The following is a 12,760-nucleotide window of genomic DNA, read 5'->3' as shown; positions in this document are numbered from 1 at the left end:
TCAAAGAAGTGCAGGATGACATCTGGCTCGTCAGCTTTATGGAGTATGATTTGGGCTACTTTGATCTCGAGACGCGAGTGCTGGAACCGCTCGAAAATCCGTTCGGGCCGAAAGTGTTACCCATGTCTTAGGTACAAAGTGTTACCGATGTGTCCGGGTTGGACCCAAATAAAGCTGGCGCGCCCGGAGGGACTTGAACCCCCGACCCGCTGCTTAGAAGGCAGCTGCTCTTTCCCCTGAGCTACGGGCGCGTTGCAACCATGATAACGCGCTCCCGGAGGCACGACAAGGCGTCACGCGTCGCCGCGTTCCAGGACTGGCCCCGCCCCCGCCGCAAACCAGTCCAGCGTTCGCCCGAGTCCCTCCCGAAGCGGAACGCGGGGCTCCCAGCCGAGCAGCGTGCGCGCCCGCGTAATGTCGGGGCACCGCTGCGTCGGGTCGTCCTCGGGACGCGGCCGGTGCACGATGGGACCGCGGCCGCGAGTCATCTCGAGGATGAGCGCCGCCAGGTCGATCACGTGGATCTCTTCGGGGTTTCCGACATTTACCGGCTCATGAACGTCGGAGCGGATGAGCCTGACAATTCCGTCCACCAGATCGGTGATGTAACAGAAGCTGCGCGTCTGGGCGCCGTCGCCGTGGACCGTGAGCGGCTCGCCCCGGATGGCCTGGGTGAGCAACGTCGGGATCACGCGACCGTCGTCCGGCCGCATGCGGGGTCCATAGGTATTGTGACAATACACCCCGTTTCCCGCCAGAAAATTCTCTGCGCCGGGCACGCAGAAATCGTACACGGCCGGAGTGAGCGTGCACGATCGGATTCCCTTGACAAAGGACCAGACGAGATCTCCGATCCGTTGCGCGTTGAGCGTCTGCCGCACGCCCCGGTCCCAGCAGAGAACGTCAAAATTGTCGAGTCCGCAGATCGTCAGCCTGCAAATTGGGAAGCGGCGCTCACCATACTTCCGCCGGAACGTCGTTTCGTACTTACCGAACGACGCGACGATCCCAAATCGCAGAAGAAGGTAATTTAGATCGACGGCAAGGCGTTCGCTCGTGGTGTCGAAGCACAGCTCCTTGCCGATCTTGCCCCCGCTATGCGTGCCGTCACCGCACCGGAAGCCTTCGACGAAGTGCTTCGCCCGGTGGAGTGGGAGTTGCATGACCCAGGGTGGGATTCGCTTCTCACGAAGTCCAAGCAAACGCGTAAAGAGGAGGTGCAGCAGTTTCGAATGCGCGTAAATAGAAGGAGCATACCTCGTCGCTGAGCCGAGAGATCCAACATGGATTCCGAGCGTTCTTAGGATTTCCCCTGCGCGCCGCAGATAAATGTCGTCTGAGCAGAGTGAGATGAAGTGCACACCGTTGCCGGAATGCTCGGCTCCTTCCGCGAGAAATAGCCCGAGGACCCACAGCAGATCATCCGACAGGTCAAACCGGTTAGGCAGTGTCCGATTGGACCCCTCGTACGGACCAATGCCTGAGTCGGGGGGTACGTCCCAACCAAGTGCTCGCGTAACCGACAAGGGCATCTTGCTTTGAAGCACCCACTTCCGAGTAGCACAGCGGATCGTGTTGTGCTGGTTTCGGCCCTTTCGGTAACGCCCGGTATTCTTGAGGAGCCGGTGGATCTCGTCCCTCCGCTCAGTCACAAGACCACTGATGTTTGGATGATACACCGCCCATTGCCAGAGATCTTCAGGTCCCAGGGCATTTGCGATCTCCTCCGCAAGGTCGATGAAGGTGCGGTCACGCTCCACGACGGGCAAGTATCCGGCGATGGCGACGTGATCGCCCGCCCGTACCTCGCGGGCCGGCTTTGCCACCGGGCGGTCATCAGGCCCCTTGACAAATACACTGTGATCACCGGTCACCTTCACCGAGCGTCCGTATCGCAGCCGAAGCTCAAACGCGTCGGTGTGCGCCGCGCTACGAACAAGAGCCGTAGCCGTCCGAAGCCGAACTCTCAGAGTCTCCGGGTCGAACGCGGGAACGAGAACCATTCGGGGTCGGTTGGATTCAAGACGTATTCGAGTCGCATACTCGCCGACGGGCTCGATATGAATGTCGTCGTCATTGAAAACCACTACCGGCTGATCCGCAAGAACACTATTGAAAATCCGAACGATCCCGGTGTTCACGTCGTGGGAGCGATGATAGGCCATGGTCATGGCCTCCGCAAACCGCTTCGCCTCATCGTAGCAGCCGCGCGGCCCGATCGGGTTGACGTGGCCCCAGTACGTTTCGGGCTGCGGCGACACCTGAGGATCCCCGTAGACTTCGGACGTAGACGCCAGCACGAAGCGCGCGCGCTTGGCCCAGGCCAGGCCGAGTGTGATCCAGGTGCCGAGCGCCCCGGCCTTGAGCGTCTGGATCGGGTGGGCCAGATAATCGACCGGGCTCGCGGCGCTCGCAAAGTGCAGGACGACGTCGACGGCCCCGGGTACGTCGATCGGCGTGGTGATGTCGTGGCGGCGGAACTCGAAGCGGGGGCCGGCGAGATGCGCGAGGTTCCCGGCGCGCCCCGTGAGGAGATTATCGACGCAGACGACTTCGGCCCCATCGGCGAGCAGCCGCTCGCACAAGTGCGACCCGATGAAGCCCGCGCCCCCTGTGACTACGACCCGCATGCGGAGTCATCATAGCAGGAAAGTTCGCGGGAACGCTGGGCCGGCGCCGGCGGGCGCCTGCCGGCACCGGCCCGGAAGATTTCCTCGCCCTACCGGAGACGGACCGGCCGCCTGCCGGTGAAGAGCCGGAGTAGCCAGAGCAGGACGACCGCGCCGACCGCCGCGACCACGATCGACCAGACGTTCAACCCGGTCACACCCGGATGCCCAAGCGACCGGAAGATCCAGCCGCCGATGACGGCGCCGACCACGCCGATCAGCAGGTCGCCGGCGAGCCCGGCCGGGGCCTCGCCCGGCACGACCATCTTCGCCAGCCAGCCCGCGACCATTCCGACCACAATCCATGCGAGAAGGCTCATACGCTGCCGTTCCCTCGTCGTTGATGTCCCGAGGAGATTTTACCCGTGCGGCCCGCCGTCTGTCTCCGACGTCTCGGCGCCGAGCGCGCTCGGTTCGAGCTCGACGACGATCGCGTTCCACGCCGCGAGCAGTTCGCTCTCGTCCGGATACGCGCGGGCGGTCACCCGGCCGCGGCGGTGATCGCGCGTGATGATGATGCCGGCGGCATCCCGCAGCGCGGCCAGATCATCCGGATCGACCTCGTCCCGGGAACCCGCGTCGATCTCTTCCTCCACGCGCCGCGCGACCTCGGCGCCGTCGCGCATCAGGCCGGCCCACACGTCTTCCGCGAGGTCGCTCGTCTCCTCATCGGCGCCTTCTTCGGCCATCGTGTACAGCACGTCGTCGAGCGGCGGGGCGATAGTCCGGGTTCCGTTCATCCAGTCTCTCCCGTGCACCCAGGCTGAATCCAGAGGTTATCTTTCCCCCTATCCCAGGCGGTGCATCCACATGAGCGACGTCGCGACGGTGCCCAGGAATAACGCGGCGACCCCGACGGCCGCGAGGCCGCTTACTTCCACGGGGACGCGCTTCCAGCCGATCACCCGGCCCAGGCGGGAGTACACGCGGTTCAACTCGCTGCTCGACGAGACCCGCCAGTAGGCGCCGCCCGTGACCTCGGCGATCTCCTTCAACGTCTCCTCGTCCAGCCGCACGAAAATGCCGCGGCCGCCGAGCTCGAGAAATGTGCCTTCCGGCGAGCCGAGCCCGACCGTATAGACCCGGACATGCAGTTGACGGGCTACCGTCGCCGCGTCCTCGGGCGGCGTGCCCCGATTGCTTTGGCCGTCGCTCAACAACACCACCGTGGCCGGCGGCAGACGGTCCGCGTCCGGCGGCGGCGGGGGCGGAACGCCGGGCAATACCTCGCCCGCAGGCCGCTGACGCCCCGGCAGCGCGTACACCGCCTCGAGCAGTCCATCGCCGATCGCGGTCGCAAACTCGAGGTTCAATCCGTTGATCGCCTGAATCACCCGGTCGTGATCGTCGGTGGGCGGCGCGATGAGCGTGGCGTAGCTGCTGAACGACACGAGACCGACTTTGGCGCCGCGCGGCAGATTGCGGACGAACTCCACCGCGGCCTTCTTGGCCGCGTCCAGGCGGGTCGGCACGACATCGCGTGCCATCATGCTGCGGCTCACGTCCATGCTCAGCATGACGGCCACCTGGTTGTCCGGCACCGGGACGGGCGCCACCGGCCGCGCCACGGTGAAAATCACACCGCAGAGTGTCGCGAGATACAGCACCGCCGGGACGTGCCGCCGCCACCGCCCGCCGGCCGCCGCGGCGATCCGCGCCAGCTCCAGGGTCGGATACTGCACGCGCTCGCGGGCCGGCCGTCGCAGGACCCAGACGTACGTCGCCACGAGCACCGGCACGATGCCGTAGAGCCACAAGACCTTGGGCCAGAGAAAACTCACGGCAGCCGTCCCATCCACAGCATCGACAGGGCGCCACCGCCCAGCATGAGGACGCCGGCGCCCGCTACGAACAGGGCCGACACTTCGGTCTTGCGTTTCTCCCACCCGATGGTCCGGCCGAGCTCGCGGTAGATGCGCTTGAGGTCGTCGGCCGTGGGCGACATGTAGAACCTGCCGTCCGTGATTGCCGCGACCTGCGCGAGCAGCGTCGGGTCAAACGGCACCAGCACCATCTGTCCCTGGTAGTTGAAGACGCCGCCGCCCGGGGTCCCGAGGCCGATCGTGTAGATCTTGACTTTGAGCTGTTTGGCCAGCGCCGCCATGCGAATCGGATCCGCGGTGCCGGCGTTTTGCCCCCCGTCGGTCAGGAGAATGATCGCCGCCGGCGGCAGGTCCGCCGGTGATGTCCCCTGGCCCGGCGTACCGGCCGGAGGCTGGGCCTGACCCGGCGGCGCGCCGAGCGGCGGCTGGCCAAGCGGTGACTGCCCCAACGGTGACTGGCCGAACGGCGTATTGCCGCCCGACCCTTGGCCGGACGCGCCGGGCACGCTCGGCGCACGTCCCGGGACCGCGCGCAGCGAGGTCGCGATGCCGTCCCCGATGGCCGTCGCTTCCTGTGTCTTGAGCCCGGCGAGGGCGTCGCGCACTGCGCCGCGGTCGTCGGTGGGAGGAACCACCAGGGTCGCATAGGTGCTGAACGTCACCAGTCCCACCTGGGGCCCGGGCGGAAACACGTCGAGGAATCCCAGCGCGGCCCGGCGCGCGGCGTCGAGCCGCGTCGGCTGCAGATCGGGCGCCGCCATGCTCCCGCTGGTGTCGATGGCCAGGATCACCGTCGCGCGGTTGACCGGCAGCGGCACCGCCATGACCGGCCTGGCCGCGGCACTCAGCAAGAGCCCCAGCGCCGTGAAGTAGAGGCCCATAGCGATGTGGCGCCGCACCGCGGGCAGGCGCACGGCGATCTGCGCGAACAGCGGCGCTTCCGCGAACCGCTGGGCGGCCGTCCGGCGGACCCGGCGCACGCCGAGGACGTAGGCGAGGATCGATGCCGGCAAACAGGCCAGCGCCCACAGCATTACCGGCCAGGTAAACTCCATCGCCGCCGCCTTCTCAGGGTGATGAATCGCAGCAGATCGTCGACGAGCCGGGCCCCGGTCGACAGCGTCAGGACGTCGACACCCGTCCGGCGAAAGACCGCGGCCAGCCGCTGGTCCCGCTCGGCGACAAGCGCCCGGTGGGCCTGCCGGACGCGCCGGTCGGAGGTGTCGATCCAGAGCTGCTGGCCCGTTTCGGGATCGTGCAGGTAGATGCCCCCGACGTCCGGCAGCTCGCGCTCGCGCGGGTCTTCGATGCGCACCGCGATGATCTCATGCCGGCGGCCGAGCTCCGCGAGCGCCTGCTCCCACCCGGCCGGCGAGTAGAAATCGGAGACGAGGAAGACCAGCGACCGCCGGCGGGCCAGCCGCCCGAGCTGGCGCAGGACCACGCCAAGATCCGTCGGTCCCCCGCCCTCCATGGTTCGCACCGCGGCGAGATCCCGTACGACGCGCAGCGCCTGCAACCGCCCCGTCCGGGGCGGAATGAATGTGACGCCGGCCGGGGTGGGAAACACGAGGCCGCCGACCTTGTCGCCGTGGCGTGTGATGATGTAGGCGGCAACCCCCGCAAACTCTGCCGCGAGGTCCCGCTTGAGTTGCCGGATCGTACCGAACTGCATCGACGGGGACAAATCGACCAGGAGCCAGGCCGTGAGCTCTTTCTCCTCACGGTACTGCCGCACGAACAACTGGTTCATGCGCGCGGTGACGTTCCAGTCGATCCGGCGGATCTCGTCGCCGGGCTGGTACTCCCGCACCTCGGCGAGGTCGAGGCTCGGACCGTAGAAGATGCCGCGATAGTCGCCGAAGAGAAATCCGTCGAGCCGCCGCACGACCTTGAACTCGAGCCGCCGCAGAATCCGCTCCGGTGTCTCGACGCCCGGTCCGGGCGCCGCCTCCCGGCGAATGCCGGCCTGCCCCGCGCCAGACAGGGCGCCAGGCGGGGCGCCAGACGGGACGCTGGGGCGGCCACGGCGGGCGAACGCGAGACGCATGCCGCCGCCCTCTACTTCTCGAGCGCCGCCGCGGGCTTGGCGTCGCCGTACGGATCGCCGATGTGGACGCGCGGCGTGGGAACTGCCTCCATCATCCGCTGCAGCAGGTGGTCGGCCGTCATCTCCTGCGCCAGGGCCTCGTAGGACAGCACGAACCGGTGGCGCAGCACCTCCGGGGCGAGATCCCGCACGTCCTCGGGCATGGCGTACTCGCGGCCGCGCAGCAGCGCGAGCGCCTTCGCGCCGATGATCAGGTTGAGGGACCCGCGCGGGCTGCTGCCGTAGGCGACGTAGCGCGCGAGTTCGGCGAGGCCGAACTCCTGCGGCGTCCGCGTCGCCGTCACGAGGTTTACAGCGTACTCGTGCAGGCGGGGGTCGACGTATACCGCGTCGGCCACCTTCTGCAGCTCAAACAGCTCCTCGATGCCGATCACGCGGTTCACCTTCGGCGCCTGCTCGGTGATCCGGTCGATCACGGTCATCTCTTCGTGAAACGTGGGGTACGAGATGACCACCTTGAACATGAACCGGTCGACCTGGGCTTCGGGCAGCGGATACGTGCCCTCGCTCTCGATGGGATTCTGCGTCGCGAGCACGAGGAAGGGATCGGGGAGCGTGAACGTGTGCTTGCCGATCGTCACCTGCCGCTCCTGCATCGACTCGAGCAGCGCGGACTGCACCTTCGCCGGCGCGCGGTTGATCTCGTCGGCCAGCACGAGGTTGGCGAACACGGGACCCAGCTCCACCTCGAACGTGCCGGACTGCTGGTTGTAGATCCGCGTGCCGATGAGGTCGGCCGGCACGAGGTCCGGCGTGAACTGGATGCGCTTGAACTGACAGTCGAGCACCTGCGCGGTCGTCTTGATCGCCAGCGTCTTGGCGAGGCCCGGGACGCCCTCGATCAAGATGTGCCCGCGCGAGAGCAGCGCGACCAGAATGCGTTCCAGCATCAGGTCCTGTCCGACGATGACCTTCTTGATTTCGTACAGGACGTTCCGCATCGTGCTCGCGGCCTGCGTGTACGTTTCGGTGGGGTAGCGGAGGACGCGCGTGCGCTCCCGCGGTGCCTGGTCTGCCACGTCGATCACCTCGTGGAGGATCGGTGCTCGGGTATTTAGGGACACGGACGCGGGTCCCCTTTTTCTTCCTTCTTGCCCCGCTATGAGGTAACGTCCGCCCCCGGCGCCCGGCGTTCTCAGGGACGATACCGCCCCGTTACGAACGGGCGTAGCGGCGCCGGCAGGGCGGCTGCCTCCCCGCCCGCCCGCACCGGCACGGCCAGGATGCCACGGGCCGCCAGCAGGGCGCGCGCATCCCGGCCGAGGAGGAAGCCGACGAATCGGACGGCGCCCCCGGCGTTCCGGGCCGACGATGGGATAGCCACGGTATAGAGGATCGGCGCGCCGTGGTGCACGCGACCCTTGGGGTCGGCGTACGACACCTTCGCGTAGGCCGCCGCCCAGGCCGGATCCCCGAGATTGATCGCCGGCGGCAGCCCGATGTAGGGAAGGTGTTGCGCCACCGCCTCGACCAGGTAGAAGAATCCCGCGTCGAGTTGCCCGGACGCGAGGCGCCCCAGCAGCGCCTCTTCCGGAAAGATCTGGACGGTGTTCTCGTCGCCGCCGAGCAGCCGCTCGGCGAGGCCGGGCTCGTGATAGTATTGCTCGGCGAGTCGAAGCACGAAGAGCGTGCGATACCCCTTTGGATCGAGCATCGGGTCCGTTCGCCCGAGCCGCAGTCCGGGCGCGGCGAGGATGCGGAACCATGCCCGGCTCCGCGACGCCGCACTCCCGGCGCCGGGGCCGGGGTCGACGGCGCGCCCCAGCCGGGGCGCGAACGGGCTGCCGGGCGCATAGGCGACCACCATCGTGGTGCTGCCGAAGGCGAGGAACCACGGAACCGACGGTGCGCCGGTCCCGGACGCGAGAAGAGTGTTGACGGCCGGGTCGGCGCTGACGAACACGTCGGCGGGGACGAGGCCGTCGCGGATGAGGTACGCCAGGGCGGTCGATCCACCGGCCCGCCCGAGTACGGCGATGCCCGTCTGTCGGGTAAATGCCGGGGCCAGGTCGCGTTCCATGATGTTCACAAGCGAGCCGGCATACAGCACTCGCACAGGCGCCTCGGCCGCCGCGGCGGGGGCGCGGTCATCTCCGGTCACAAGCGCGGCGGCGAGGATGATCGCCCACGCCGCGAGCCATCTCGCCGCGGTCGGCCCTCCCGTCCGGCTCATGGTAGCGTCGAGACGGGCGTCCGCATCATCGTCTCATCCTCCTGGTCGAGAACGTGGACGGCTTCGTCGGGAATTGACACATCGACGAGGGTCCCCGGCGCGGGGACCGATTCGGTCACCCACGCTTCGAGCTCCATCCCGTCGGTCACCAGCAGCACGGTCGCTCCAACGCGCCTCGGGAGCACGCGTAGGACGCGCGCGTCCACCCCGCCCGACCCGGCCGGTCGTAGACGGACGTGATCCGGGCGCACGCACAGGCTCACCGGACCCTGGATCCCGGGGGCGAGCGGCCGGAGCAGAAACGGGCCGGCCCGCACGACGGCGCGGGGCGGCTCCCGCCCGACGAGGCGGCCGGCCAGCACGTTGGAGGCGCCGACCAACCGGGCGACGGTGGCGGTTCGCGGGTACCTGGCGACATCCGCGGGCGCGCCGGTCTGGACCACGCGTCCGGCCACGAGAACCACGATCGTCTCGCCGAGGACGTGGGCTTCGTCGAAGTCATGCGTCACGAGGACCAGCGGCAGGTCCCGCGCCTCGACGAGGGCGATCAGGTCCCGCCGCAACTGCTCGCGCACGGCGGCGTCGACGGCGGCAAACGGCTCGTCGAGCAGCAGCGCGCGGGGATCGCTGCCCAGGACACGCGCGAGCGCCACACGCTGCCGTTCGCCGGCCGACAGGTCCGCCGGCCGCCGGTCGCCGTAGCCCGGCAGCCCCACGGCCGCGAGCAGCGCCAGCGCCCGCGTCGGTTCGCGCCCCCGCCAGATGGGCCGCATCCCGTACATGACGTTTGCGGCGGCGCTCAGGTGGGGAAACAACGCGTCGCCCTGGAGCACCGCGCCCACCCGGCGCTCCCACGGCGGCACGTTGATCTCGCGCGCCGTGTCCAGCAGGACCGCGTCACCGACCTCCACGTACCCGCGTGGCGGGACGAGAAAACCGGCCATGCACTGCAGCGTCATCGTTTTCCCGGCCCCCGACGGGCCGAACAGCACCGTACGCCGGTGCGCGGACCGGAACGCGACGTCGAGGACGAACGTCCCGACGCGGCAGGTGGCGGTGACGTTCACCATGACCGGCCGGCCGTGCCGCCGAGACGGCGCACCGCGCCGACGGCGGCGAGCGCCGCGATCCCAACCACGGCGAGGACCGCGGCGATCGGAAGCGCCGCCCGCAGGCCCTGCGCCCCGAACTGTACGAACAGGTAGACGGGCAGGGAGTACGGGTGGTACGCCAGCATCACGGTCGCGCCGAATTCCCCGAGCGCCCGCAGCCACGTGAGCGGCAGCCCGGCGAGGATGCCGGGCCACGCCAGCGGCAGCGTCACGCGGAAGAACGTCCGGAGCGGCGGAACGCCAAGGGCGTACGAGGCGCGCTCGAGGGCCGGATCCACGCCCGCAAAAGCGACGTGCGCGGCGACGACGAGAAACGGCGCGGCCACGAACACCTGCGCGAGCACGATGCCCGGCCACGCGTCCGCGATCTGGATCCCGCGGCCGTCGAGCCACGCGCCGAGGAGCCCGCGCGGCCCGAAGATGGTCAGCAGCAGCAGGCCGCCCGCGAGCGGGGGGATCACCAGCGGCAGGTAAACGGCCGTGCCGACGACGGCCTTGCCCGGAAAGTCGGCGCGCGCGAGGACGTACGCAAGCGGCACTCCGAATAGGGCCGCGACGGCCGTCGACAGGGTCGCCGTCCCGATCGAGACACCAACCGCGCCGGCGCCGATCGCGTCGCGCGCCGCGGCGAGGGTATCCGCCCGGTTGAGCGCGCTGAGGCCGGCGACGAACGGGACGGTGAGGTAGACGACCAGCACCGCGCCGAGCGCGGCCAGGATCACCGGAAGGCGCCGCGAGGCGTCCGCGGGGCGCGGGCCGGGGCGGACCGCGGGCGCGCCGCCCAGCAGGCCACCTTTCGCCTGCCGCCGCCCCATCACTCCCGTGACCTCGGATGCCGCTCGGCGTCCCATTCTTCCGACCAGTATACTGGACGCAGCGCGGCGTGAAAAACGCGCATCCGCGGCGCACGGGGCGGCCCCGCGCCGCACGCGGGGCAGGGGACATGAAGAAACCGGGGCGGCCGACGGCCGCCCCGGTTCAACGCTGACGGTGAGGCTACTGCAGGGTCGTGTCGACCGTCGTCGACGGCGACCGGGCCGTGCCCGTGTAATCGACCTGGACGGCGGTGATCGTCACGTTCACCCCACGCACCGGCGGCGCCTGGTTGAACGTTGCCGACCAGTTCCCGTTCGCGTCCGCGGTGACCGTCTGTGTGCCGAGCGTCCCGTGAACGTTGAAGAGGAGCAGGTTTCCGGTGTAGTCCGCCTGCACCTTCACGAGCGATCCCGGCGCCGCGGTGCCCGTCACGGTGAAGGGCGTCGAGATGCCGCTGCCCGCGGCCGGGCTGGTGATGATCGGCGCCCCGCCCGAGGCGGGCGGAACGAGCGCCGATGCGTTGATCGACACCGGCGCCGGCGCCGTGGCCGTTATCAGCTGCCCGGTCGGCGCCGTGAGACTGACCACCACGCTGGAGTTGACGACGTAGTCGCCGGGCCGGACCGTGTAGGTGCCGATGTAGGTGCCGGGTTGCGCGGATTCAGGCATCGGCAGGCCGGCGCGGAGTCCATTGATCGTGAACGTCGCCGTCCCATGCGCGGGTCCCGTCGCCACGACCGTCATCACATCGCCGGCCACGAGCTGCCGGCCGGTCGGTGTAACGGTCACGGACGTAATGACCCCGGGCGAGGCGGGGGTCGGCGCCTGCGCGAACGTCGCCGCCACGTTCTGAGCCGTGCCGCTCTGGTCGGCGGTGACCTGGACCGTGTCGCCCGGCTGGAGTGCTGCGAGGGAGACCGGGCCGCTGACGCCCGTCACCGCGTTGGTGCGAATGATCGTCGTCCCGGAGACCACATTGTACGTGTAGATGGCGCCCCCGGAGGCCTGGACTACGAGCTGTCCGGGGTAGGTTGTGGCCGCCACCCGCACGATCGTCCCGCTGACGATCGACGGCGTGGAGGCCGCCGGCGGATACGCCGGTGCCGGTGGATACGCCTGCGACGGCGGCACGCTCACCGGAGGCGGTGCTGCCGCCCCCTGACTGGCGATCTGGACCGTGTAGCTGGCCGCGTCCCAGTTGACGTTGGCGCCGAGCGTCTGGCTGATGAAGCGCAGCGGTACCATCGTCCGGCCGCCCACGAGCATGGGCGGGACGTCGAGAAACTGCGCCTGTCCGTCGACGAACGCCTGCGGCGACCCGATCCGGAGCGAGACGCTTGTGGTGCCGCGTTGGGCGAGGACCGTCTGCGATGCCGGATCCCACGCCACGGTCGCGCCGAGCCGTTCAAACACGCCTCGGAGCGGCACCAGCACCCGCGCGTTGGCGATTACCGGCGGCTGGTCGAAGTAGACCGGGCTCCCGTCGACGAAGACCTTGACGTAGGGCGCCGACGTTTGCGCGGCGGCGAGGCCGACACCGAGCGCCAAGACCAAGGCCAGGCCGATGAGGACCTGCTGTGGTCGGTGACTTCGCATTGCCGATCACCTCTCTTTCCTTCCACGGCGTTGCTTTTATATTGTTTCCACCCGCGTCGGGTGCGTGCACTGCCCCATGCGTTGTGTCGTCTACCGTCTTCCCCCGTTTCTCCTCCAAAACATCGGGGGGAGGGCGGAACCGCCCTCCCCCCGGTCGACGATTCAGCCGATTCGGCCTACATGCCCTTCTGCTGATTGACGATGCGGACCGCCTCCGGCCGAGTCAGCCACTGCCCCGTCTGCTGGAAGATGAGGTACCGGAGGTACCCGGGCAGGGACATGAAGTTGGCTTCTGCGAAGAACTCCTTCAAGTTCGCCACGCTCGGATACTGACCCGGCGTCGCGGTCGACGGCTGCGTGGCCGGCTGTGTGGCTGGTTGCGTGGCCGGCGGCGTGCTGTAGGTCTGCGCCATTGCGGCGCCGGCCAATGTGGCCGAGAGAATCATTACGCCGAGGACGAC

At 68.7% G+C, this 12,760-nt stretch carries 13 protein-coding genes, 1 tRNA gene and 1 pseudogene; 1 reads left to right on the top strand and 14 read right to left on the bottom strand.

Going from position 1 to position 12,760, the window contains the following annotated elements; genetic code table 11:
- Window positions 1-131: integrase (locus tag VGZ23_20720; protein ID HEV2360018.1), on the top strand; the 131-nt coding region annotated here is incomplete at its 5' end.
- Window positions 132-175: 44 nt separating this feature from the next.
- On the opposite strand, the gene VGZ23_20715 is transcribed toward VGZ23_20720, so the two are convergent.
- The 14 genes and pseudogenes from VGZ23_20715 to VGZ23_20650 all read right to left on the bottom strand — a co-directional run.
- A tRNA-Arg gene (locus tag VGZ23_20715) sits at window positions 176-251 on the bottom strand.
- Between the two features lie 42 nt (window positions 252-293).
- Complete coding sequence (locus tag VGZ23_20710; protein ID HEV2360017.1) at window positions 294-2,003, bottom strand: NAD-dependent epimerase/dehydratase family protein; 1,710 nt, start codon at window positions 2,001-2,003, stop codon at window positions 294-296.
- Between the two features lie 105 nt (window positions 2,004-2,108).
- Window positions 2,109-2,630, bottom strand: a pseudogene (locus VGZ23_20705) (GDP-mannose 4,6-dehydratase).
- 89 nt (window positions 2,631-2,719) lie between these two features.
- The gene (locus VGZ23_20700; protein HEV2360016.1) at window positions 2,720-2,989 is read right to left on the bottom strand and encodes a GlsB/YeaQ/YmgE family stress response membrane protein; all 270 of its coding nucleotides are present in this window, start codon (window positions 2,987-2,989) and stop codon (window positions 2,720-2,722) included.
- Window positions 2,990-3,028: 39 nt separating this feature from the next.
- Entirely contained in the window at window positions 3,029-3,409 is a 381-nt protein-coding gene (locus tag VGZ23_20695) for a hypothetical protein (protein ID HEV2360015.1), read from the bottom strand.
- A gap of 48 nt (window positions 3,410-3,457) precedes the next feature.
- Window positions 3,458-4,450: a VWA domain-containing protein gene (locus VGZ23_20690; GenBank protein HEV2360014.1), complete on the bottom strand. Its 993-nt coding sequence runs from the start codon at window positions 4,448-4,450 to the stop codon at window positions 3,458-3,460.
- Entirely contained in the window at window positions 4,447-5,547 is a 1,101-nt protein-coding gene (locus VGZ23_20685) for a VWA domain-containing protein (GenBank protein HEV2360013.1), read from the bottom strand. The genes VGZ23_20690 and VGZ23_20685 overlap by 4 nt, the downstream gene beginning before the upstream one ends.
- Window positions 5,526-6,542 carry a DUF58 domain-containing protein gene (locus VGZ23_20680; GenBank protein HEV2360012.1) on the bottom strand — a complete coding sequence of 339 codons (1,017 nt, stop codon included), beginning with the start codon at window positions 6,540-6,542 and terminating at the stop codon, window positions 5,526-5,528. The genes VGZ23_20685 and VGZ23_20680 overlap by 22 nt, the downstream gene beginning before the upstream one ends.
- An 11-nt stretch (window positions 6,543-6,553) precedes the next feature.
- Complete coding sequence (locus VGZ23_20675) at window positions 6,554-7,543, bottom strand: AAA family ATPase (GenBank protein ID HEV2360011.1); 990 nt, start codon at window positions 7,541-7,543, stop codon at window positions 6,554-6,556.
- 194 nt (window positions 7,544-7,737) lie between these two features.
- A complete protein-coding gene (locus VGZ23_20670) occupies window positions 7,738-8,775 on the bottom strand; it encodes an extracellular solute-binding protein (protein ID HEV2360010.1) in 1,038 nt (345 codons plus the stop codon).
- Window positions 8,772-9,845 (bottom strand): ABC transporter ATP-binding protein, encoded by a 1,074-nt coding sequence (locus VGZ23_20665; GenBank protein HEV2360009.1) that lies wholly within the window; start codon window positions 9,843-9,845, stop codon window positions 8,772-8,774. The genes VGZ23_20670 and VGZ23_20665 overlap by 4 nt, the downstream gene beginning before the upstream one ends.
- Window positions 9,839-10,738: an ABC transporter permease gene (locus VGZ23_20660; protein ID HEV2360008.1), complete on the bottom strand. Its 900-nt coding sequence runs from the start codon at window positions 10,736-10,738 to the stop codon at window positions 9,839-9,841. Before VGZ23_20660 ends, VGZ23_20665 begins: the two co-directional genes overlap by 7 nt.
- A 145-nt stretch (window positions 10,739-10,883) precedes the next feature.
- Complete coding sequence (locus VGZ23_20655; GenBank protein ID HEV2360007.1) at window positions 10,884-12,299, bottom strand: copper amine oxidase N-terminal domain-containing protein; 1,416 nt, start codon at window positions 12,297-12,299, stop codon at window positions 10,884-10,886.
- A gap of 176 nt (window positions 12,300-12,475) precedes the next feature.
- Window positions 12,476-12,760: hypothetical protein (locus tag VGZ23_20650; protein HEV2360006.1), on the bottom strand; the 285-nt coding region annotated here is incomplete at its 5' end.

The organism is bacterium (genome assembly GCA_035945995.1).
Taxonomy (GTDB): Bacteria; Sysuimicrobiota; Sysuimicrobiia; order Sysuimicrobiales; family Segetimicrobiaceae; genus DASSJF01.
The sequence above is the reverse complement of the archived record's forward strand: the minus strand, read 5'-3'. Positions and strand labels throughout refer to the sequence as shown.

Excerpts from the sequence above, each read along its gene's own strand:
- VGZ23_20710 (HEV2360017.1), bottom strand. The coding sequence starts at position 2,003 with ATGGTTCTCGTTCCCGCGTTCGACCCGGAGACTCTGAGAGTTCGGCTT.
- VGZ23_20700 (HEV2360016.1), bottom strand. The coding sequence starts at position 2,989 with ATGAGCCTTCTCGCATGGATTGTGGTCGGAATGGTCGCGGGCTGGCTG.
- VGZ23_20695 (HEV2360015.1), bottom strand. The coding sequence starts at position 3,409 with ATGAACGGAACCCGGACTATCGCCCCGCCGCTCGACGACGTGCTGTAC.
- VGZ23_20685 (HEV2360013.1), bottom strand. The coding sequence starts at position 5,547 with ATGGAGTTTACCTGGCCGGTAATGCTGTGGGCGCTGGCCTGTTTGCCG.
- VGZ23_20680 (HEV2360012.1), bottom strand. The coding sequence starts at position 6,542 with ATGCGTCTCGCGTTCGCCCGCCGTGGCCGCCCCAGCGTCCCGTCTGGC.
- VGZ23_20675 (HEV2360011.1), bottom strand. The coding sequence starts at position 7,543 with ATGCGGAACGTCCTGTACGAAATCAAGAAGGTCATCGTCGGACAGGAC.
- VGZ23_20670 (HEV2360010.1), bottom strand. The coding sequence starts at position 8,775 with ATGAGCCGGACGGGAGGGCCGACCGCGGCGAGATGGCTCGCGGCGTGG.
- VGZ23_20665 (HEV2360009.1), bottom strand. The coding sequence starts at position 9,845 with ATGGTGAACGTCACCGCCACCTGCCGCGTCGGGACGTTCGTCCTCGAC.
- VGZ23_20660 (HEV2360008.1), bottom strand. The coding sequence starts at position 10,738 with ATGGGACGCCGAGCGGCATCCGAGGTCACGGGAGTGATGGGGCGGCGG.
- VGZ23_20655 (HEV2360007.1), bottom strand. The coding sequence starts at position 12,299 with ATGCGAAGTCACCGACCACAGCAGGTCCTCATCGGCCTGGCCTTGGTC.